General features: G+C 42.6%; 19 protein-coding genes and 1 pseudogene. 15 read left to right on the top strand and 5 right to left on the bottom strand.

All coding sequences use genetic code 11. The features are described 5' to 3' along the window. The first annotated feature begins 466 nt into the window (after positions 1-466). The 10 genes from AC5JL8_RS04165 to AC5JL8_RS04120 all read left to right on the top strand — a co-directional run bounded on the left by AC5JL8_RS04165 (position 467) and on the right by AC5JL8_RS04120 (position 10,952). On the top strand, positions 467-775 hold the full coding sequence (locus AC5JL8_RS04165; protein ID WP_015209255.1) for a carbon dioxide-concentrating mechanism protein CcmK: 309 nt from the start codon (positions 467-469) through the stop codon (positions 773-775). Positions 776-864: 89 nt separating this feature from the next. Continuing rightward, complete coding sequence (locus tag AC5JL8_RS04160; protein WP_010995041.1) at positions 865-1,209, top strand: carbon dioxide-concentrating mechanism protein CcmK; 345 nt, start codon at positions 865-867, stop codon at positions 1,207-1,209. A 6-nt stretch (positions 1,210-1,215) separates the two neighbouring features. Continuing rightward, a complete protein-coding gene (gene ccmL / locus AC5JL8_RS04155) occupies positions 1,216-1,518 on the top strand; it encodes a beta-carboxysome shell vertex protein CcmL (RefSeq protein ID WP_495878515.1) in 303 nt (100 codons plus the stop codon). A 103-nt stretch (positions 1,519-1,621) separates the two neighbouring features. Beyond that, positions 1,622-3,298: a beta-carboxysome scaffolding protein CcmM gene (gene ccmM / locus AC5JL8_RS04150; protein WP_495878514.1), complete on the top strand. Its 1,677-nt coding sequence runs from the start codon at positions 1,622-1,624 to the stop codon at positions 3,296-3,298. Positions 3,299-3,512: 214 nt separating this feature from the next. After that, entirely contained in the window at positions 3,513-4,313 is an 801-nt protein-coding gene (gene ccmN, locus AC5JL8_RS04145; RefSeq protein ID WP_495878513.1) for a beta-carboxysome scaffolding protein CcmN, read from the top strand. A gap of 47 nt (positions 4,314-4,360) precedes the next feature. Continuing rightward, complete coding sequence (ccmO, locus tag AC5JL8_RS04140) at positions 4,361-5,140, top strand: beta-carboxysome assembly protein CcmO (protein ID WP_495878512.1); 780 nt, start codon at positions 4,361-4,363, stop codon at positions 5,138-5,140. Between the two features lie 339 nt (positions 5,141-5,479). After that, positions 5,480-6,421: a LysR family transcriptional regulator gene (locus AC5JL8_RS04135; RefSeq protein ID WP_495878511.1), complete on the top strand. Its 942-nt coding sequence runs from the start codon at positions 5,480-5,482 to the stop codon at positions 6,419-6,421. A gap of 184 nt (positions 6,422-6,605) precedes the next feature. After that, on the top strand, positions 6,606-8,246 hold the full coding sequence (locus tag AC5JL8_RS04130; RefSeq protein WP_495878510.1) for a mucoidy inhibitor MuiA family protein: 1,641 nt from the start codon (positions 6,606-6,608) through the stop codon (positions 8,244-8,246). A gap of 343 nt (positions 8,247-8,589) precedes the next feature. Next, positions 8,590-10,002, top strand: a complete 1,413-nt coding sequence (locus tag AC5JL8_RS04125) for an alkaline phosphatase PhoX (RefSeq protein ID WP_495878509.1) — start codon at positions 8,590-8,592, stop codon at positions 10,000-10,002. A 257-nt stretch (positions 10,003-10,259) separates the two neighbouring features. After that, positions 10,260-10,952 (top strand): Uma2 family endonuclease, encoded by a 693-nt coding sequence (locus AC5JL8_RS04120; RefSeq protein WP_495878508.1) that lies wholly within the window; start codon positions 10,260-10,262, stop codon positions 10,950-10,952. A gap of 17 nt (positions 10,953-10,969) precedes the next feature. Here the strand turns inward: AC5JL8_RS04120 and AC5JL8_RS04115 are convergent, their stop codons facing one another. Then, on the bottom strand, positions 10,970-11,956 hold the full coding sequence (locus tag AC5JL8_RS04115) for an endonuclease/exonuclease/phosphatase family protein (RefSeq protein ID WP_495878507.1): 987 nt from the start codon (positions 11,954-11,956) through the stop codon (positions 10,970-10,972). A 213-nt stretch (positions 11,957-12,169) separates the two neighbouring features. Continuing rightward, complete coding sequence (locus AC5JL8_RS04110) at positions 12,170-12,598, bottom strand: hypothetical protein (protein WP_495878506.1); 429 nt, start codon at positions 12,596-12,598, stop codon at positions 12,170-12,172. Between AC5JL8_RS04110 and AC5JL8_RS04105 the strand changes: the two are divergent. Both AC5JL8_RS04105 and AC5JL8_RS04100 read left to right on the top strand, forming a co-directional pair. Next, positions 12,499-12,948: pseudogene (locus AC5JL8_RS04105) on the top strand (ISAs1 family transposase); the annotation flags it as partial. The gene AC5JL8_RS04110 and the pseudogene AC5JL8_RS04105 sit on opposite strands and share 100 nt — an antisense overlap. Before the next feature lie 311 nt (positions 12,949-13,259). Next, the gene (locus tag AC5JL8_RS04100) at positions 13,260-13,859 is read left to right on the top strand and encodes a hypothetical protein (protein WP_495878505.1); all 600 of its coding nucleotides are present in this window, start codon (positions 13,260-13,262) and stop codon (positions 13,857-13,859) included. A gap of 442 nt (positions 13,860-14,301) precedes the next feature. Here AC5JL8_RS04100 and AC5JL8_RS04095 read toward each other — a convergent pair whose 3' ends face one another. After that, on the bottom strand, positions 14,302-14,502 hold the full coding sequence (locus AC5JL8_RS04095) for a hypothetical protein (protein WP_495878504.1): 201 nt from the start codon (positions 14,500-14,502) through the stop codon (positions 14,302-14,304). 167 nt (positions 14,503-14,669) lie between these two features. Between AC5JL8_RS04095 and mnmE the strand changes: the two genes are divergently transcribed. The 3 genes from mnmE to AC5JL8_RS04080 all read left to right on the top strand — a co-directional run bounded on the left by mnmE (position 14,670) and on the right by AC5JL8_RS04080 (position 17,390). Beyond that, a complete protein-coding gene (gene mnmE, locus AC5JL8_RS04090) occupies positions 14,670-16,061 on the top strand; it encodes a tRNA uridine-5-carboxymethylaminomethyl(34) synthesis GTPase MnmE (protein ID WP_495878503.1) in 1,392 nt (463 codons plus the stop codon). Between the two features lie 178 nt (positions 16,062-16,239). After that, positions 16,240-17,010 (top strand): SDR family NAD(P)-dependent oxidoreductase, encoded by a 771-nt coding sequence (locus tag AC5JL8_RS04085; RefSeq protein ID WP_495878502.1) that lies wholly within the window; start codon positions 16,240-16,242, stop codon positions 17,008-17,010. A 50-nt stretch (positions 17,011-17,060) separates the two neighbouring features. Further along, positions 17,061-17,390: a hypothetical protein gene (locus AC5JL8_RS04080; RefSeq protein ID WP_495878501.1), complete on the top strand. Its 330-nt coding sequence runs from the start codon at positions 17,061-17,063 to the stop codon at positions 17,388-17,390. A 317-nt stretch (positions 17,391-17,707) separates the two neighbouring features. Here the strand turns inward: AC5JL8_RS04080 and AC5JL8_RS04075 are convergent, their stop codons facing one another. Both AC5JL8_RS04075 and AC5JL8_RS04070 read right to left on the bottom strand, forming a co-directional pair. Next, on the bottom strand, positions 17,708-22,201 hold the full coding sequence (locus AC5JL8_RS04075) for a PAS domain S-box protein (protein ID WP_495878500.1): 4,494 nt from the start codon (positions 22,199-22,201) through the stop codon (positions 17,708-17,710). 58 nt (positions 22,202-22,259) lie between these two features. Further along, positions 22,260-22,599, bottom strand: a 340-nt coding sequence (locus tag AC5JL8_RS04070) for a hypothetical protein (RefSeq protein ID WP_495878499.1), incomplete at its 5' end; no start/stop codon positions are given.

The raw sequence follows: 22,599 nt of genomic DNA, 5'->3' as shown, positions 1-22,599 counted from the left end.
TTTAATTCTTGGAGTATATTTTACTTATAGCATTGGAATTCCTACTTCTACATCGTCAATTTATATCGATCATTATAAAAACTTATATACCTTTTAGTTTATACCTACATAGATAATACAAACCAATAAAAGGCAGTTACAGCAAAATCTTCCGGCTCCGGTCACTCCTGATTAAGCGGGATTTTAGAGCTTATTAACCTGAGTTAAACCAATGTAATTAAAAAATTATAAAGCTGAATTGGCTACTCTAGCAATCCGTGAAATTTCATTAGCCAAATGCCAATATTAATTTGTGTTAAGTTTTCTTAAACACTTTTATTATAAACTATTATAGTAATTTATATTGCCAGGGACGCCAAGCTTTCTTATGCTTAATTTAGAAGTATTTTCTTAGCTCAAGATGAGCTTCCCCGTCAAAAATTTCAAACCTCAGTACTGATTGGATTAATTTTGTAGGAGTTCTGCGATGCCAATTGCAGTTGGAATGATTGAGACTAAAGGCTTTCCAGCAGTTGTAGAAGCTGCTGATGCGATGGTGAAAGCTGCTCGTGTAACATTAGTGGGATATGAAAAAATCGGTAGTGCGCGAGTTACCGTGATTGTGCGGGGAGATGTATCAGAAGTGCAAGCCTCAGTTGCGGCTGGGGTGGAAGCAGCCAGAAGAGTAAATGGTGGTGAAGTGTTATCCACCCACATCATTGCTCGTCCTCATGAAAACTTAGAATATGTCTTGCCGATTCGTTACACCGAAGCCGTAGAACAGTTCCGCACTTAAAAATCGGTTCAACAAAGTCATTAACGGGGTTGCCTTCTTGAGTACTTCTGTTGTCTAGAACTAAAAACTTTAATTAAGGGTTAGAACTAATGTCGATCGCAGTGGGAATGGTAGAAACGCTTGGCTTTCCAGCAGTAGTGGAAGCAGCAGATGCAATGGTGAAAGCAGCTCGCGTCACCTTGGTAGGTTATGAAAAGATCGGGAGTGGTCGGGTTACAGTAATCGTTAGAGGAGACGTTTCAGAAGTACAAGCTTCTGTAGCGGCGGGAGTTGAATCAGTGAAGCGAGTTAACGGCGGACAAGTCCTGTCTACCCACATTATTGCTCGTCCTCATGAGAACTTAGAATACGTCCTGCCAATTCGTTATACCGAAGACGTAGAGCAGTTCCGTGAAAATGTGAACGCTATTCGTCCTTTCGGCAGAAGACCGTAATTTGTAATGCAAATTGCCAAAGTTCGTGGCACAGTAGTTAGCACGCAAAAAGATCCAAGTCTTAGAGGTGTGAAACTACTGTTGTTGCAATTAGTAGATGAAGAAGGAAACCTCCTGCCAAAATACGAGGTAGCAGCGGATAATGTTGGTGCAGGAGTAGATGAGTGGGTACTTGTCAGCCGTGGCAGTGCCGCTCGTCAAGTTTTGGGAAATGAACAGCGTCCGTTAGATGCAGCAGTAGTGGCGATAATTGATACTATTCATGTTGAAGATCGTCTCATTTACAGCAAAAAAGACCAATATAGATAGTCATTAGTTATTAGGCATTGGTCATTAGTCACTAGTTTGAGACAAGTGGCAACAAATGACCAATGACAAATGACAAAAAGCTTAATTTAGGAGGAATCTCGCAATGGCAGTCAGCAACACGGTGGCTCCCCCAACCCCGTGGTCTAGGAACTTAGCTGAGCCAAAAATCCATGAAAGCACATTTGTACATTCGTTTTCCAAGGTTATTGGAGACGTGCGTATAGGTGCCAATGTAATCGTTGCTCCGGGAACTTCGATTAGAGCAGATGAAGGTACACCGTTTTTCATTGGTGAAAACACTAATATTCAAGATGGTGTAGTAATTCATGGATTGGAGCAAGGTCGAGTAATTGGTGATGACCAAGAGCAATACTCGGTATGGATTGGTAAAAATGCTTCCATCACCCACATGGCCCTAATTCATGGGCCAGCTTATGTTGGGGATAATTCTTTTATTGGCTTTCGCTCTACGGTATTTAATGCCAGAGTGGGTGCAGGTTGCATTGTAATGATGCACGCTTTGATTCAAGATGTAGAAATTCCCCCTGGTAAGTATGTACCTTCGGGAGCGATCATTACTAATCAACAGCAAGCTGACCGCTTACCAGATGTACAAGCGCAGGATCAGGAATTTACCCATCATGTGGTGGGAATTAATCAGGCACTGCGAACGGGTTACCTCTGTGTTGCTGATAGTAAATGTATTACATCCATTCGGGATGGATTAAAGAAATCTTCTACAAGTAATGGCATTACTGTTTTAGAGCTAGAAAGGAGTAGTGAAGTGTCGAGCAAGAGCTTGGGTGCACAAACAATAGAGCAGGTGCGCTATCTGTTAGAGCAAGGGTATAAAATTGGTACGGAACACGTAGACCAAAGGCGGTTCCGCACTGGTTCTTGGACTAGCTGCAAGCCGCTAGAAGCTAGATCAGTCGGCGAAGCAGTTGCAGCTTTAGAAGATTGTCTAGCAGAGCATAGTGGAGAATATGTCCGCCTGTTTGGCATTGACAAAGGTAGACGGCGCGTGTTAGAAACCATCATTCAACGTCCAGATGGCACAGCGCAAGCATCTGCTAGCTTTAGGGCACCTGCTGCTCAGTCGAATGGCAGCTACAAAGCTAATAGTAATAGTAATGGTAATGGTAACGGTTATGGCAGTGGGCAACTCAGTGCTGAAACCGTAGAACAGATTCGTCAACTATTGGCAGGCGGTTATAAAATCGGTACAGAACACGTAGATGAGCGGAGATTCCGTACAGGTTCCTGGCAAAGTTGTGAGCCAATTAATACTAGTTCTACAAATGAAGTAATTGCAGCTCTTGAAGACTGTATTAACAACCATCAAGGCGAGTATGTACGGTTAATTGGGATTGATACCAAAGCTAAACGTCGGGTATTGGAAAGCATTATCCAACGACCTAATGGCCCAGTGAACACATCTACATCTGGCAGCCAGAAATCATTCGCTAGTGCCAGTGCGCCAACAGCAACTGCACAAACAAAACAAACAAATAGTACCCGCTTGAGTGGCGAAGTAGTAGAACAACTACGGCAACTATTAGCTAATGGTTACAAAATTAGCGTTGAGCACGTAGACCAAAGACGGTTCCGCACTGGTTCTTGGACTAGCAGTGGCCCCATCCAGGCGAATTCTGAAAGAGAAGCGATCGCCACATTAGAAGCGCACCTTGCTGAATATCAAGGAGAATATGTGCGCTTAATCGGGATTGATCCCAAAGCCAAGCGTCGGGTATTGGAAACAATTATTCAACGCCCATAGCAGTACTAAGTCAAGAGTGCTGAGTGCTGAGGAGCCAGTGCGTTGGACGGCGAGCCGTTCTTGTTGCAAGTGGCGTTGCTGAGTATCAAGTTGACTTTCGACTCAGAACAATGACATTTAGACTTGTTTCAATTTTGAAACTGTAATCTAAAATGAAATTTACTCAGCACTTCATTACTACTCTAATTTTCTGGCTTCCGAGGTTACAATTTTCATGTCTGTGCCGCCACTGCGCCTCAGCAATAACTTTGATTCTTATATTAGTGGCGAGGTGACTATTCATCCGAGTGCGGTACTCGCACCAGGGGTGATACTCCAAGCGGCTTTAAACGGCAAGATCATCATTGGCCCGGGGGTTTGTATTGGCATGGGGTCGATTCTCCAAGTTAATGAAGGAACCCTAGAAGTAGAAGCAGGAGCAAACTTGGGAGCCGGTTTTCTCATGATTGGTCAAGGTAGAATAGGAACGAATGCTTGTGTTGGTTCAGCAACAACAGTCTTTTATTGTTCGGTTGCATCTGGGCAAGTAGTTCCACCTGGTTCAATTTTGGGAGACACTAGTCGGCGTATTGGTGCTACAGAACCGGAACCAACAACTAATGCTTCTACAGGTACGCAGGCGGCGAAGGAAGGAAAGAATTTGATCGGCAGACAAAGAAACAACGGGGTAAATAGAGATGAAAACAAGACTATTTCCTCAACTAATCTCTCTGCTGGAGTTTTCTTACAGTTCCCACACAAACCTAATTCCCAACCTCAGCCTGCTACTAATCCGACAGATGAATCTCCTCCTGTTGCAGAAAAGTCCGATTTGGGTAGTTCCAACGTAGAGGAAGCCGCAAAAGTGCCAAAAGAACTGAGCCAGGACTCACAATCCAGCCAAAATGCCACCGAATCACCCAATAGTTTTGGTACTCAAATTTATGGTACAGGGAGCATCCAAAGGCTGTTAGTCACCTTGTTTCCCCATCGGCAGTCTCTAAATGAACCAATCTCTGACGATCAGTCTGAATAAGTGTTAATTGTAAGTTGTCAGTTTCGTGAGTATCCTGGAGACTCCACATGGAAACATTTAATCAACGGGCTATTAGCACTGTTCAGGCTTCCCAACGTCGAGATAGCCTCAAGGACACTGCTTTGGGTTTAGTATCTACCCTCAGTTTTCCGGCAATAGTTGGCACAGCGGATATGATGCTGAAGTCGGCAGGGGTTCATTTAGTTGGCTATGAAAAAATTGGTGGCGGTCATTGTACTGCAATTGTTCGGGGTGGTATTGCGGATGTACGTCTTGCTGTAGAAGCTGGTGTGCAAACTGCTGAACAGTTTGGTCAGTTGGTGTCTAGCTTAGTGATTCCCCGTCCTTATCCCAATTTGGAGGTAGTGCTGCCTATTACTAATCGTCTCAGCAAACTGATGGAAGAAGGAAATTATAGCCGTTTGAGTAACCAAGCAGTTGGTTTGGTCGAAACGCGGGGATTTCCGGCGATGGTAGGAGCATGTGATGCCATGCTCAAGGCTGCTGATGTCCATTTGGCAGCATATGAAAAAATTGGTGCGGGTTTGTGTACAGCCATTATTCGTGGCTCAGTGGCAAATGTTGCGGTAGCAGTAGAAGCTGGAATGTTTGAGGCAGAACGCATTGGGGATCTGAACGCAGTTATGGTGATTCCTCGACCACTCGATGAATTAGAGCAAACATTGCCATTAGCAAGTTGCTGGATAGAAGAACGTCAACCATTAAACTTGCCAATTAATATCAAGGAGCAAGTTGCGGAAATAGAGATGCTTCAGTTGCCAGATTTAGCTCAGTTACCCGTCAAAATATTAGAAGTAGAAGAATGATGAATGGTGAATTATGAATTAGGAATGATAAATTGTGAGTAACTCTCATTCAGGATTCAGTATTCAGCATTCATCTTGAGTTGGAAGGCATCTTACGCTTTGCTTGTTGTTCTGATAATAACTTCTCCGCTCTATAAGTAAAATATCTTTATTTTAATAGCGTTGATAGAGTTTTATTGATACATAAAACTCCAATTTTTTGTGTTTTTTAATATAATTAATAGAGATTTATCTATGTATAGAACTCAAAATTTTTGTAGTATTAATGCTTCATCAATTGCAAGTATTCAGTGATACTAGATTTATATCCATAGAGTCACTATTAGAGGAGAATCTCCCTTGAACCAAGCAACACTACACCAGTTGAAGGTGTTCGAGGCGGCTGCACGGCACAGTAGTTTTACTCGGGCAGCTGAGGAATTGTTTCTCACCCAACCTACCGTTTCCATGCAGATTAAGCAACTGACAAAATCGGTCGGTTTGCCTTTATTTGAACAGGTGGGTAAGCGCCTATATTTGACAGAGGCGGGACGAGAATTATTTGCCACTTGTCGGCAAATTTTTGAAACTATAGCCCAATTTGAAATGAAAGTGGCAGATTTAAAAGGGCTAAAACAGGGGCAATTACGCTTGGCAGTGATTACAACAGCAAAATATTTTGTACCGCGTTTGTTAGGGCCATTTTGCCAACTTTATCCTGGAATAGATATCTCGCTACAAGTCACAAACCACGAACGCATCTTGGAAAGAATGATCAATAATATGGATGACTTGTACATTATGAGCCAAGTTCCAGAAAATATTGATGTGAATTGCCAACCTTTTTTAGATAATCCTTTGGTTGTCTTTGCTCCTGTTAATCATCCACTGACGAAAGAGAAAAATATCCCTATTGAACGCCTTGCCCAAGAACCTTTTATTATGCGGGAACCAGGTTCGGGAACCCGCCGTGCAGTCCAAAGCCTCTTCGAGGAACATGAAGTAAAAGCCAACGTTAAGCTGGAATTAGGGAGTAATGAGGCGATTAAACAAGCGATCGCAGGTGGATTAGGAATTTCTGTTTTATCTCGCCATACCTTAATACAAGACACATCAGAGTTAAGCATTCTGGATGTTCAACACTTTCCGATTAAGCGAACTTGGTATATGGTTTACCCTTCTGGTAAACAGCTATCTATTGTTGCTCGCACCTATTATGATTACCTTATAGATGCAGCAAAGAATTTTATAGAGCAAAACACTTCTTTTGCTTGGGGTACATTTGAGCAAGGTCAAGAATGAAGAAGGGGCTGGGGAAAGGTAGATTATGATTCAGTATTGATCAGCGGTTAATGTGGTTAATTATTCCTAGTTCTGTGCAGAATTTCCAACTTTTGAATTCAAATCTATATAATGTCTTGACGGCTAGACTTCTAACCATTAACAATTAACCAGCAGAACCATTAAAAATGGGGGAGAACTGGCAATGGTTAACCCGGAAACACCATCTTTACGCACAACAGTACAAAGCCAGATTGTAGCTGTGACAGTGTATAGTGACAAAGCTCTGGTGATAAGACGGGGAAGTGTTTCCTTAACAGGACAAGAACAGGAATTAGCCATCACCTCATTGCCAGTAACTCTAGAAACTGATTCCGTGAGAGTAAGTGGTACAGGTACGGTAGGGGTGCGCTTACTGGGAGTGAGCAGCGATCGCATCTACACTACTGAACCAGTTGCAGAACGTGTGGCACAATTGACGAGGCAGATCCGACAGCTAGAAGCAGAAAAACGCCACCTGCAAGCGCAAATAGACGCTTTGGCATTGCAGTCTAATTTTATCGAAGGCTTACGCGAAAAAACAGAAGAACCTTTTTCTCAGAGTTTGGCACGAAAAAATCTCAGTCTGAGCGAAACTTTAGATTTTCTCAACTTTTTAGGCAGCCAGTATAGTGAATATGCGATCGCTTCAGGAGAGTGCAAAAGCCAACAACAAGAATTAGAAAAGCAGTTACAAGTACTTCGCGCCTCATTGGACAAAATCCAAACACTTCATCCCAAAGAAAGTTTGAGCTTAATTGTGACAGTTGAAGTTGCTGGTGCAGGCGACTTTGAACTAGAGCTTTCCTATGTGGTGAATCAAGCGAGTTGGATTCCGCTTTATGACTTACGCTTTAGCAATACGAGCGATATTGTACATCTGAACTACCTAGCAGAAGTTACTCAAAGCACTGGTGAAGATTGGCTAGGTGTAGCTCTCACTCTTTCTACAGCTAAACCAGGATTAGGTACACTTCCACCCAAACTTGAACCCTGGTATATCAGTACCCCACGTCCAGCACCAGAATTCATGAGCCGAAGAGTCACACAATTACCAGCCATTTCCCCACCGATGGCTATAGCGGCTCAGTCTGCTCCTGCTGGTGCTGTAAATGAGCAAGAACAAGATGACTTTGCACAAAACAGTGCGATCGCCGCTGAAACTGTTGTTGCAGAAGTAACCAAAGAAGGAAGTGTAGTCAGCTTTAAACTCAACGGTGGTGGAAACATTCCTAGTGATGGCACACCACATAAAACTACGATTTTTAACGATGACTATCCTAGTAGTTTCGATTACGTAGCCATGCCACGCTTGGTCAGCTTTGCTTATTTGCAAGCCAAAGTACAAAATAGACTAGATGGTGCAACTTTATTAACAGGTAAAGCGAATATTTTCCGCGATGGTGTTTTTATCGGTACAACTCAGTTAGAGAATATTGCACCAGGGCAAGAATTCAAAATTAACTTAGGAATTGATGAAAGTTTAAAAATTGAGCGTGACTTAATTGAACGCCAAGTAGACAAAAAATTAATTGGCAACCAGCGCCGCATCATTTATAGTTATCGATTAAGAATTACTAACTTACTCAACCAAGAAACTCATCTAGAATTAACTGAGCAATTGCCAGTTAGCCGCAACGAACATATTAAAGTGCGCCTCACCCGTTGCAACCCACAAATTCAACTTGGTGAAATGGGAATTTTAAAATGGAATTTAACTATTCCAGCCCAAGAAACACAAGAATTATATTATCAGTTCGTTGTCGAGCATCCACCCGAATTAACCATTATTGGGTTAGATATTTAGACAAGATGTAAGGAGTTTGTTTATGTAGCCTCAGATTGTACTGTATTGTTGCATCACTGGATAGTTGATATTTATTCTCAATATAAGTTGAACAGCCTTTAATGGAAGCTGACATAAGTTGCTATCTAATAGCAGCCTGGGTATTTCATCTCTACTCTAAAAGCTTATTTTTATCTGAATAAATTAATTAAAAAAATCTTAGTAAACCTTTAAAAAACTGCCTTTTATTAACAGCATTTGCGTTTTATGTCTACTATTGACTCTTAACTTTGTCTTACTCAGCTTTTAAAAGAACGCTCATACGATTCTAAGACTCATTAATACTGCTGAATGTGTCTGACGTATGAACTTCTCACGACGTAACTTCTTCAAATTAGCTGGTGCAAGTGCCATTGGTGCTACGATGTTTTCTCCTCTAGAAGCCTTATATGCAAGACGTGCTAGTGGCCAAGTTGTAGGATTAACTGGTGGTTACGGCCCCTTAGCACCAAAGATGCCAGAAAATGCCGATGAACTTGTTGGTTTGGTTCGTGGTGGAATTAACTTGGGGACTACTCCCCTGCTAGAACTTCCCCCCGGTTTTAACTACACTGCAATATCAATTACTGGACAATCTATGGATGATGGGACGATAGTGCGAGGTGGTCATGATGGTATGGCTGCTTTTGTTGGCCCTAACAACACTACAATTCTGGTGCGAAATCACGAGCTAAACCCTAGTTCTGATGGGCTTAATGTGTTCCCGCGATATGACCAGATTGCAGGAGGTACAACGACGATAGTTGTTGGCCCTAACCGTCGGGTGAGAAAGCAATTTGTTTCTCTAGCAGGGACTATTCGTAACTGTGCTGGAGGGCCAACTCCTTGGGATTCCTGGATTAGCTGTGAAGAAAATCTGACTATTCCTGCCCCTAACAATACAGCCACCAAGAAGCATGGCTATAACTTTGAGGTTCCGGCAACAGCCGACATTCAGGTTGCTGATCCAGTTCCCCTTGTGGCAATGGGTCGGTTTAACCATGAAGCTGTCGCAGTTGATCCAGAAAGCGGATGGATCTATCAAACTGAAGATGACGGCAATAGCTGCTTCTATCGCTTCCGTCCTGATGTCCGTCCTACTAAATATGGCGACCTTCAGACTCGTGGTGATGGAGTGCTTGAGGCCCTTGTTATTAAAGGAATGTTTAAAGTTGATACCGGCACGAATTTTCTTCAATATAAAAACCAACCATTGGAAGTTGAGTGGGTGAAAATTGATAATGTTGATCCCCCTACTAATCTTCTTGCCACTTCTGTGCGGGTTCAGGGGCAAAATAAGGGTGCAGCTATCTTCAGGCGGGGTGAAGGTGCTTGGTATGGCAATGGCGGTTTGATCTACTTTACCTGTACCAGTGGTGGCAATGCAGGGCAAGGGCAGGTTTTTGCTTATAAACCTAACAATAATGACCCCAACAGTGGTACTATCACCCTGGTTGTAGAGTCTCCCGCTGAGAATGTACTGAATTTCCCCGATAACATTACTGTGGCTCCTTTTGGAGATCTCTTCTTGTGCGAAGACGGTAGCAATACTGAATTTGTGATCGGCGTTACCCCGGAAGGTGATCTGTATCGGTTTGCCGCAAATGCTATCAACGGCAGTGAATTTGCTGGTGCTTGCTTCTCTCCTGATGGACGCACAATGTTTGTCAATATCCAAAGTCCTGGAATTACCTGTGCGATTTGGGGCCCTTGGAACAAAACCAAAAAACGCTCATAAGGTTAATTACAACTGAGTGATAATATTGCCAAAATTTGATTAAAAAACCACAGATACATACAGATATTTATCGATGTTCATCGGTATTTATCTGTGGTTAAATCAATCGGACTTTTTGCAATCATCTTTGCACTTTATATGCTTATTTAAATGAGAAATGTATATTATTCTCTTATTTATTGGCAAGCCTATAAGCTCAATACCAAAATTTCTCCTCACTGCTACGCTAAACTTATAGCACTGAGACACTTGCTGCCATGTCTGTCGCCCAAGATTTAGCAACCCCAGAAGATGTTATATTTCCCCCAGGGGATTTATATAGTGACGAACCGCCTTTGGAAAGTGACTTACATCGTCTACAAATGACGTTGCTCATCCAATGTCTTGAGTGGTTATGGCAGAACCGTAATGACTTCTATGCGTCCGGCAATATTACAATTTACTACAGTCCACGCCAACGCAAGTCAGAAGATTTCCGGGGGCCAGATTTTTTTGTAGTGTTGGGAACTGAACGCAAACCCCGTAAAAGTTGGGTTGTCTGGCAAGAAGATGGCAACTATCCCAACGTAATTGTAGAACTGCTATCAAGTTCTACAACAGCAACTGACAAAGGTTTGAAAAAGCAAATTTATCAAGATACCTTTCGCACGCCAGAATACTTCTGGTTTGACCCTAATAATTTAGAATTTGCTGGGTTTGTCTTGGTGGCTGGTAAGTTTCAACCAATAGAAGCTAATCCCCAAGGCTGGTTGTGGAGCCAGCAACTAGAGTTATATTTGGGAGTTTATCAAGAAAAGTTACGTTTTTTTACTTTTGAAGGAGAACTAGTTCCAACACCGCAAGAAGTTGCACAACAAGAAAAGCAACGCGCTGAACAAGAAAAGCAACGCAGCGATCGCTTGGCAGCAAAACTGCGAGAATTAGGAATTGATCCTGATACTATTGTGTGATGTTACTGTATTGTTCTCTAACGTAAAACTAAGTCAGTAATTAATGGAGCATGATCAGAATTAGCATTTGCTCCTGTGTCAACTCTAGCAACACGAAACTCCTTACTGACTAAGCAGTGATCAATCGGGATATTCATCAGTGGAATTAGCCAGCTTGGTAAATGTACGTGAGTGGCTGGTCGTGGCCAGCTAGGTAAGATACCAAAACCTAAGCGAGTATTATGCAATTTTGTTTTGTTAATAAATCTACGGTAATAAGGCGACCAGGGTGTTAAGTTAAAATCTCCCATTAATATCAATGGTTGATTAAGTTCTTGAATATAATTACTCAATGCCGCTACCTGGAGATTACGTCTGTGGAAATTCTTACGTGTCACAGGTACTAGGGGATGAGTTCCAATTAACTTAATAGGCTTTTTATCTACTTCTAAGGTTGCTATAAGATTATGACCTCCTTTGCTGTTAAAGTTATCTGCTTTCGCATCTTTAATCGGTAAGCGGCTAAGAATAGCAAGACCACCACCAGGGCTTCTGAAAGTATAAGGCAAAGTATCTTTTAACCCAGCTTTTAAACTTTCAACTGCACCTTGATCAACTTCCAGAAACAAAGCTACGTCAGGGTCACTATTTTGCACTACATTAATAACTTGGTTGTGATTATTATTTTGAATATTAATATTAAAAGATATAAGTCGAATTTGTTTAGTTGCATTAGCATTAATAGTTACTTGTTGTGAATGAGGTAGATACCAAGGAATCACCTCAATCAAATTCAGCCCAACAATCAATAAAGCTGCAAGAACTATTATTTTACTTTTGAAATGACGTGTTCTCCAAAGAAAAATTAAAATACTACTAACTATTAGCGATAGAATAAAATAATGGACTCGGAAATGAGTTATGAGTTCTAATGGCCAAAACCAAGCAATGTAACTACCTAAAGATAATATTCCTAAAATTAACAGTGTGGCGATCGCTACAATTAAAAGTATTCTTTGATTCATAGATTAATAGATTTCATCAAACTTGGGCTTATGAATTAACATCAATTACAATTAGCCGTTTTTCGGAAGCTGGTGTAAAGTTGTCAGCTAAATTATGCAAATGTTGAGAAGTTATTACCTCAACAACTTAAAACCAATCGGAAACCTTTCAACAATACTGTAATTATCAAGCTTGTAGTTTCATTTACTCCCGCACTGAACAACAGCAGCGATTTAAAAGGTGGGAGAGGCCAGGGCAAACGCATCTAAATTTTGGCAAAGTGTTACGGATAAACTGGCAGACGGGTGAGGAGAGGAATTGTGCTTGGCGGCTTGCGGTGAGACGATGACGCTTTGAACTGATTGAAACGGCCAACATCTGGAGCATTCGCTGTGTGCGATCGCTAAAAATGATATTCTCATTCTCAAAGTAAAACATAGCCAGAGCCTATTCAGTTCAAGCCCAAAATCGCCATAGAGCGACCACTTTGCACAGATGTCCGATACACGAATAGACCGCACGAAGCGACATAAGTTAATAGATATTTTGACGATCGCCATCATATAAAACAGAGGAATTTGGGCATGGTCGTCATGAAACCCGCCATTATCTGATGTTATCTGATATTCAAAGGAGACTTTACCTGGATTCAGTCTGGACAAAATCAAATAGCGTTAGCATGGTAGAGTCTGTTCGGCAAGGAAATGGTGAAACAACAGTTGAAACTCGTTATTTTATCAGCAGCCTTAAGGAGAATGCTGATTAGTTCGCCCGCTCAGTCCGCAGCCATTGGGGAATTGAGAATTCACTACATTGGGTATTGGATGTAGCATTAAACGAAGATAACTGTCGTATTAGAAAAGATAATGCACCATAAAATTTTGCAGTTTTGCGCCACATCGCAGTTAGTCTGTTAGGTAAAGAAAAACGTGTGAAGGTAGGAGTGAAAAATAAACAATTTCTAGCTGCGATGGATAATCAGTATTTAGCAACGCCCTGGTCTACTATCTAGTTATCAAACTCAATTTCAAATTTTTCGCAGAATCACTAAAAAATTTTTTCAAAGTTAATTTTCAAAATGATTTTTAACTGCTACAACCAGGTAGAGCGTCCTTTGGCTATAGGATTTCATTCTTTGTCAACTTCAACTCTGTCTTCTGGCTGAAATATGAAGTTTTTAATAATGTAAAATCCCCGCGAAAAATTTAATTTTGGGAACGATATCACAATAGAGGCGAAAAGCAAAACCAATAGCGCGATTTTGTCTAGGTTTTGCCGCAGCTTTTAACTTTGACAAAATTGAAATAAAAAAGGGTATAGACAATGAAGACAATGCGTGAAATTGCATTCATATTCTCGCTAGCTGCACTGTCGAGTGTGTCTTTGTCATCGGCAAATGCTTTAGCTAAAGCTCCTCTGTCTGACTCATTCAAGGTGTCAGAAGTCGTGTCACTCCAGCCAACACCTCAGCGACCAGTATTCCGAAAGCAAGAGCCTGTGCCACATAAAGTAACTGTAGCTCAATCCGTCGCATCCTTTCCTCTGACAGGTTCTTCTACAGAAGAAGAAGTTGGACGTGAGCAGTACATGCAAACGAACATCACTATATCCAATACAGGTCGCATTGATGGTGTTACAGCAACACGAACTACAAGAAAAACGAACGGCTTTGTTGGAGTTGTGGAAGTAATACTTACCGATAAAGACGGTAATATTTTGTTTATTACACCGCAACAAAGATTTGCCGTCGAAGGCCGATTCATACCTGGGCCTAGCAAAAGAACTGATCGGTGGCAGGTAGACATACCGGCAGAAGTATTAAATCAAGTTAGCGGATACGTAATTGCCCAGAGAAATTCAAACGCCCCATCTTTCAATGCAACTGCCGAAAAAATCAGGGATCTCATCAAAATATTCCTCTAAACCAAAACAAAAATCCCAACAATTTCAAAGGAAACTCTGCATAAACCTTAGTAAGGCATATATACACAGGTACGGTATAGGATGTTTAGCACAAAGTGAGTCTCCAGAACCCTAATGTTGAAGTGTAAAACTCAAGCTAACTTTAATGGATTGACCATGAAAATTAACTTTGGAAAGACAATCAAGATTAATTTGGCTTTGACAGCATTTCTATTAGGTTCATCTGCATTTATCATTGCTAATACAGCAAACCCAAGTTATGCCTGATCAAGAGAATGTTTTGGTAAATTTACCAATCTTTTTTCTACTTTAACATCAAACTTCCTCCTATAACTTTATTTAAATTCAGATTTTATAGGTTGGATGTTTGCAGAGTAATCTACCCAATACTGAAAGTTTATTGGGTAGATTACTATCAAATGTTTAAATTTAGAGATTAATGCTATGGATCTTCAGGAAAAACCCATTTTGGCGGTTCTGACATTTTTTTCCGCAGTCGTTCTTCCGCCAACTCCAGCATTTTATCTAAAGAAGTCTCTTCAATAAATTGTGCGGCAGCTTCTCTAAACTCAATATTGGGGCATTTATCCCCTAAAACACAACCGTTAACGCAGGCTTCAGCGCAGTTAATCTTCTGCTCCACAGTGAATTCCTCTCTACTTAGAGCGTTTATTGACCCTCCAGATAAATTTTACCTTGCCACTTGTCATCCTATTAGTTTTAATACCTACCATTTAAATAGAGTCCCTGATGAGCGGACTCCTGCTACGCTAACCATGTATATGCAATGTTTTGCTTGAAAGGGCGCTCATGTCGGAAGTTTTTGCTACTACTGGAACCATCGCCGCGATCGCTACTGCTGTTGTTCCCCAACAGGGTAGCGTTGGCATTGTGCGGGTATCTGGTTCCCAAGCGATTGCGATCGCCCAAACTATTTTTCACGCACCTGGGCGTCAGGCTTGGGAAAGTCACCGCATTCTCTACGGTTACATCCGCCATCCTCAGACGCGAGAACTGGTGGATGAAGCTTTGTTGCTGATTATGCAAGCACCACGTTCTTACACCCGTGAAGATGTGGTGGAATTTCATTGCCATGGGGGAATTATGGCAGTGCAGCAAGTTCTGCAACTATGTTTGGAAAATGGCGCAAGACTCGCACAGCCAGGAGAATTTACCCTCCGCGCCTTTTTGAATGGACGATTGGATTTGACACAAGCCGAAGGTATTGCCGATTTAGTAGGAGCGCGATCGCCCCAAGCTGCCCAAACTGCCTTAGCTGGTTTACAAGGAAAATTAGCTCATCCTATCCGTCAGTTACGCGCTAACTGTTTAGATATTTTGGCAGAAATCGAGGCTCGTATCGATTTTGAGGAAGACTTACCTCCGCTGGATGATAAAGCTATCATATCAGCAATTGAAAACATAGCCGCAGAAGTTACCAAGCTATTGGCAACCAAAGATAAAGGTGAACTACTCCGCACAGGATTAAAAGTGGCAATTGTGGGGCGGCCAAATGTTGGTAAGTCGAGCTTGTTGAACGCTTGGAGCCGGAGCGATCGCGCCATTGTCACTGACTTACCCGGTACAACCCGCGATGTTGTGGAATCCCAGCTAGTTGTCGGCGGTATACCTGTACAGGTGTTAGACACAGCTGGCATTCGAGAAACAGCAGACCAAGTAGAAAAAATTGGTGTAGAGCGATCGCGTCGTGCCGCAAGTGCAGCTGATTTAGTATTGTTGACTATTGATGCTTCAACGGGTTGGACTGATGGCGATCAAGAAATTTATGAACAGGTGCAACATCGCCCGTTGATTTTAGTAATTAACAAAATTGACCTTGTAGAAACCGAATTGATTACGTCTTGCCATTATCCAAACACAATTCACCAAGTTGTCACCACAGCAGCATCTCAAAATCAAGGTATTGACGCTTTAGAAACAGCAATTTTAGAGATAGTTCAAGCTGGAAAAGCCCAAGCTGCTGATATGGATTTAGCGATTAACCAAAGGCAAGCAGCAGCATTAACTCAAGCTAAAATTTCACTAGAGCAAGTGAAAACGACAATTGCCCAGCAGCTACCGCTCGATTTTTGGACAATTGACTTAAGGGGTGCGATTCAGAGTCTTGGAGAAATCACTGGTGAGGAAGTGACAGAATCAGTACTTGACCGGATTTTTAGTAGGTTTTGTATCGGTAAATAATCCATTAGTTAATAATATGGAATACCCTCATATGATGTCCGGCAAATCACCCTGAATATGTCATTGCGAGTGGAACGAAGTGAAACGACGCAATCGCAAAGTTTTTGGGATTGCTTTGCTTCGGTCGCAATCACGGTTATTTAAACGGGCATGATATCACAACTAATCTAATATTTATATGTCTTTTATCGATGAAAGTAATCATGTCAATGTATTGATTGTGGGAGCTAGCCAAGGCATTGGTTTGGGTTTCGTGAAAAGATTGCTGACAGATGACAGAATAGCCAAAATTTATGCAACTTATCGCCAACAAGAATCAGCGGGTGAATTAATAGCTTTAGAAAACAAATATCCTGAGCAATTAATATGTTTGCCGCTGGATATTACTGAAGAGTTGCAGATTTGTGAATGTGTACAGAAAATACGTACCCAAGTTAACAAGCTGCACTTGGTAGTCAACTGTGTAGGAATTTTACATGACGAGACTTTACAACCAGAAAAAAGCTTAAGACAGCTAAATTCAGAAAATTTATTACGCTACTTTCAAATTAACAGTATTGGGGCTGTATTGTTAGCTAAACACTTATTACCTCTATTCAAACATGGAGAACGTAGTGTGTTTGCTAGTATTTCTGCCAAGATTGGTAGTATTGGCGATAACCAACTTGGTGGCTGGTATGGTTATCGTGCTTCTAAAGCTGCACTGAATATGTTTATGCGAACAGCAGCAATTGAGTACAGCAGAAGCAGTCCTAAAACTTTGGTAGTGACGTTACATCCTGGTACAACCGATACACGGCTTTCTCGTCCGTTTCAGGGAAATGTACCAAAAGAAAAGTTATTTTCGATAGAACGCACCGTTACCCAATTGCTGAGTGTCATCGAACAACTTCAGGAAGGCGATAGTGGGCAATTTTTCTCGTGGGATGGGAGTCGGTTGCCTTGGTAGCTGCGTTACGCTGGTGCTAATGAAACCTATATCACTTGTAACCAAAGCGTATGAAGTTTTTTGTTCCAGCAGCTAAGGATGATGTCAAAGCGGAGCAGGTATATAGCGCTATTGCTAATTCTGTCAAAGCACCAGTAACCGAAAACCGGATTTGGAAGTTACGCTGGCGTCACACCGAAATAGATATGGAATGCGAGGTAGGAAAACCTTTACCATCCTATTTTTCAACAGGAAAAGAACTGGTGCTTGCAATCTTTGATTGTGAAAACTTGTATAAAATTTGTACTCTTAGCCGTGGAGGAGTAAAGGGAGAGCCTATCTTGGCTGCAAAAAACTCTCACTCTTCAGCAACGTATTTTTCAGAGAATGTCAACAACTGACTTTGCATTTAAATCGGTAACTCGCCTCATATTGTGGTTAAAAAAAGCGATAGCCTATTTGATAAATGTGTAGTGGTTCATCGTATTAATTATGAGGAGATTGAGGAACAAACGGCGAAGTACGCAAAGTACACGAAGAAAGAGAAAGAAGAAAATAAATTGAATAGTTAGTTTACCTCACAAAATTAATGTGATAGATCAGTAGATTATACCAATTTGAAAAAAGACGACAATTTTGTGATTTCCATAAGGTTACAAAGCGAAAAAAGTATTAATGATTTAGGAGGTCTAGCATTGAGGATTGGAAAGGCAATAACTTATTTATTAGAAGTAGATGCGATCGCCTCAATTAATACTTCTGGATCAACTGGTTTGGAGATATACAATTGAAACCCTGCTTCCAAAGCTTTTTGTTGATTAATCTCCCCGGCATAGGCAGTTAAGGCGATCGCTGGGATGTGTCCTCCTTGTTCTGGTGGCATGGCTCTAATCTGACGTAGCAATGCGTAGCCATCGATTTCTGGCATCCCAATATCAGCTAGTAAAATATCGGGCACTTTTTGATTGAGTGCCTGTAGTGCCTCTCGTGCAGAGGCTACGCAGATAACGGTAGCACCCGCTTCCTCTAAAATGAAAGCGGCTAATTCCAAGTTGTCTACTTCGTCATCCACGGCTAAAACCTGAATTCCCCGCAAAGTCTGCGTGCTTTGTGTCAATGTTTTTGCCTCCGTTGTGGAAGTCGGTGTGAATAGCAGTGGTAATCTGAGTGTAAAGGTAGCTCCCTGTTCTTCTCCAGGGCTTTCAGCTTTAATAGTTCCTCCATGCAGTTCTACAATGTGGCGGGCGATCGCTAGTCCTAACCCTAAACCGCCAAAGGTGCGAGTAATACTACTATCAGCTTGACGGAAGTAATCGAAGACATAAGGTAAAAATTCAGAACTGATACCTTTACCGGTGTCTTTGACTTGAATTTGAGCGTATAAATCAATTGTCTCTAATTCAACTTCAACTTTACCCCCTGTAGGAGTGAATTTCACCGCATTCGAGAGCAAATTCCATAAAACTTGCTGCAAACGAGCCGCATCGCCTAAAACTTTAGCTTCATCCGATGCAAAATTAATTTGAATTTGAATAGCTTTGGCTTCGGCAGCTAAACGTACCGTTTCAATAGCCGCTTCAATAACCGCTTTTAAGTTAACCTGACAAGAATTTAAAGTCAGCTTGCCTTGTAAAATGCGAGAAATATCCAGCAGATCTTCAATCAATTCGGCTTGTAACTTGGCGTTGCGCTCGATGGTTTCTAGGGCTAATGCTGTTTTATCAGTATTAAGTTTGCCGTTTCGCAGCAATTTAGCCCAACCCAAAATCGGATTTAGTGGTGTTCGCAGTTCGTGAGAAAGGACAGCGAGAAATTCATCTTTCGTCCGGTTTGCTGCTTCAGCTGTGGCTCTAGCAAATTGTTCGGCTTCGTAAAGTTGGGCACGGGCGATCGCACCAGCAGCTTGCTGACATAAAGCCAAAATAAACGCTCGCTGATCTTGATTCAGGGAAGAAAATTCACTAAAGCCAAGGGTGATTCCTCCCACTGCTCGACCCTCAACCATCAGAGGTAAGGATATCCAAGTGGTGTAATTATAGCTAGCATAGGTATCTACCAAGTGAGGATAGCGACTGACTCGCTCATCTGTCGATTCTTCCCAAATAGGTTGCCCACTACGTATAGCGTCTGATAGAGGATTTGATGACGCAATTGCAACCCGACGCCATATCTTAACGATATCTGCTTGGAAACCAACAGAGTGGATGATTTCAAATTCGCTGCCATTCTCACACACAACTGCCACTAAAGCAGCGGCGGCATTAAGTACAGCAAGGCTCTGTTCTACAATTACCTCGGCGACTTGAGTGGGTGTCAGCGATTCTGATAGGGCGGCTGTAACCAACTGTAGACGAGCGCTACGATCGGCAGTTTGCTCGGCTTGTTGCCGTGCTAGTCTTGCCTGTTGATAAAGTCGAGCATTAGCGATCGCCATCGCTGCCCGGTCTGCTATATCTTGTAATAACCTTGGATGGTCATTGCTATAAGGATATCCAGGTTGCTCCCGTGAAATGCCCAGTGTGCCAATGATTTGTTCTTGCACTTTCAACGGTACAATCAACAGACTGTAAATGCCAAAGCGATCTAAATAAGGCAAATATTCTTGGTTCACAGAATCCCGAATCTGCTCCTGTGATACAACTGGCAAGAATATCGTCTCACCTGTCTGTGCCACTCGTCCCGCCATCCCATCAGTGATATGACGCGGATGCTCTAGCAGTTCACCAAGAAATTCCCGCACTTCTGGATTGATATGGTAAAACGAAACAGTCTCTAGCCATTGTTTATCTTCAGATAACAAACTTAAAACACATGAATCACCTGTCAAATCGCTAATTAGCCGGGTGATTGTGTCTAACACAGTTTGCAAGTCTAACCTCGCTGCGGCAAAAGTTTGCGATGCCAAAGCTAGAAGCTGTTCTCGTTGCTCGGTTCGTTTGCGCTCATCAATATCTGTTGCTGCTCCTAACCAGCCAACGATACTGCCATTTTCGGCTTTAATCGGAACGATTTTATTTAAGTGCCAGTGATAAACACCATCAAACCTTCTGATTCGGATCTCTATTGAGTAGGCATTGCCGTCTATTAACGCCTCAGTCCACCGCTTAAGAATTAAAGGAAGATCATCAGAATCAAAAGCCTGTTGCCAGCCGTTACCTTGGGTTTGCTCTAGGGTTAGCCCAGTGTAGTCAATCCAACTTTGATTGCAGTAATTAGTAACACCATCGGCATCAGTCATACATACAAGTTGCGGCAAAGATTCTGCCAAAGAGCGATAGCGTTCTTGGCTCAACCGCACAGCTTCCTCGGCTTGTTTGCGCTCGGTAATATCTAGATACGCCCCAATTACACCTCTGACTTTGCCCTCCTCGTCCCAAATCGGAACTGCCCTGCCATAGATATACCGCACTACGCCATCTTCAAAGACAATTTCTGCTTCTTCGCATACCTCTTGTCCAGTTTGTCCGGCTTTTTGCAAGGATAATTCTTGTGGTGGGACTTCTTGACCATTTCGCTGCGTCTTAAACTTGAAGGGATACACGCCATCTTTAGGCGTGGCGGTAGCAACTGAACCAGGCCTTGCCCGGATCAACTCATAGGCAGCCCGGTTCACAGTTACCTGATGGCACTCAGGATCGTGGGCAAGCCAAACAGCAACTGGGGCAACTTCCATGAAAGCTTCTAATTCTTGTGCCCGTGCCCTTGCCTGTGTCTCGCTTGCTTTTAGGGCTGCTTCTGCTCGTTTGCGGACAGTAATATCATGGGAGATGCCTATGACTTGACGAGGTGAGCCGTTCTCGGTACGAGTGAAGATTAAATCCCGGCTCCAAAGCCAGCGCCATTCCCCGTTGCTATGCTGCATCCGATACTCCCGCTCAATGATTTCCCCATCTTCTGCATGATGAAAGCGCTCTATGTGGGCAGCAAGCGTGGCGAAATCGTCTGGATGCATGAGTTGGGCAAATAACTGATTGCCTATTGCTTGCACTTGTGCGGGAGTGTAACCCAGAAGTTCACCTATCTGCCGATTTACGTAGACATTGCGCTGCTCAATCAGATCGTAAATGTATAAAATACCAGGCGTGGCATCAGCAACTTGTTGAATGAAGCGTTGGTTTTGCTGGAGTTGCACCTCGATTTGCTGGCGATCGCGGAGCGCAGCTTGCTGTTCTCCAATATCCTGAAACACCATGACGCAGGTTGCCGGGTGATCGTGCATTGCAGGTAAGATATCAGCATGGACAAGCAGTGAGTAAACGCCTGTCGGTGTGTGCCAGTTAATCTGTGCTTTGTGAATTTTTTCCCCTCTTGCTACCCTGGCTGTCGGCAGTTGATCGGGTGGGATAAATTGTCCTGTAGCATCGGTGCAGTAAAACTCTGCATTATACTCTCTAGCAAAGCGATCGCTAGCAATTTCACCTCCTGCCATTTCATTTGCAGCTTGATTCGAGAAAATGAAGCAAGCTGTCTCTGGTTCAATAAACACTAGGGGGATGGGCAACAGATTCAGTACTGCCTCTAGCCATTGGCGTTGATTTGCTACTTCTTGTGCCTGCTGTTCGAGTAATTGTTCCAATTGCTTGCGGTCATTAATATCGGTGCAAGTACCAAACCACCTTATAATCTTGCCTGTGCGATCGCGTTCGGGAGTAGCACGTGTCAAATGCCACCGATAGGAGCCATCTGCAATTTTCAAACGGCACTCTATCTGGTAATTGTTACCTGTAGTCAGCGTTGCTATCCAGGCATTGATGCATTGCGGTAAATCATCGGGATGAACCAGTGCCTGCCAACCTTTTGCAACTATTTGTTCCAAGTTAATGCCAAAGGCAATAAAAGCTTGCTGATTGAAATACTCCCATTCACCAGTAGCTTTACACGTCCAAACTATTTGGGGAATAACATCAATAATTTGGCGAAACCGTTCTTCAGTTTGATGCTGAACTTCTCCATCTCGCCGATCATCTTCCGCATCCATATTGGGGTTTGGGGCTGCCGCAATTTTACTGTTGCGTTCGCCTAACTCGTTGCCAGCAGAACTCGATTCCAAGCTCCGAGCATAGCGTTCCACCAGCTCAGAACGGGAAATGCCGCGTTGACTCGCCTCCTGCTTCAGAATCTGCCAAGCTGTTTGAGTCAGCGATAGATTAACTGCTTGCTTCGATTCCGATCCCCAATTGTGAGTAAATTTACCACTTCTATCACGCTTCACTCAGGTACTGCCCGTATACCTATATGGCTGAGATTATTAAATCATATAGCTAATTTTTTTAAATCTGACTATTTTCCTTGAATGAATCTACCTTAAGAAGGACTACAAACCCTAAGCGTAACTGAGCAAGAGATGAGGGGGTAGGGGAGCAGGGGAGCAGGGGAAGAGTTATAACTGGAAGCATCTCCCTCAAAGACTCATTCATCTCCCTCAAAGACTCATTCATCTCCCTCAGAGCCTTGTTCATCTCCCTCAAAGACTCATTCATCTCCCTCAAAGACTCATTCATCTCCCTCAAAGACTCATTCATCTCCCTCGAAGGCTCATTCATCTCCCTCAAAGGCTCATTCATCTCCCTCAAAGACTCATTCATCTCCCTCAAAGACTCATTCATCTCC

This window comes from Mojavia sp. (assembly GCF_059505145.1).
This window is presented reverse-complemented; position numbering and strand designations above follow the sequence as displayed.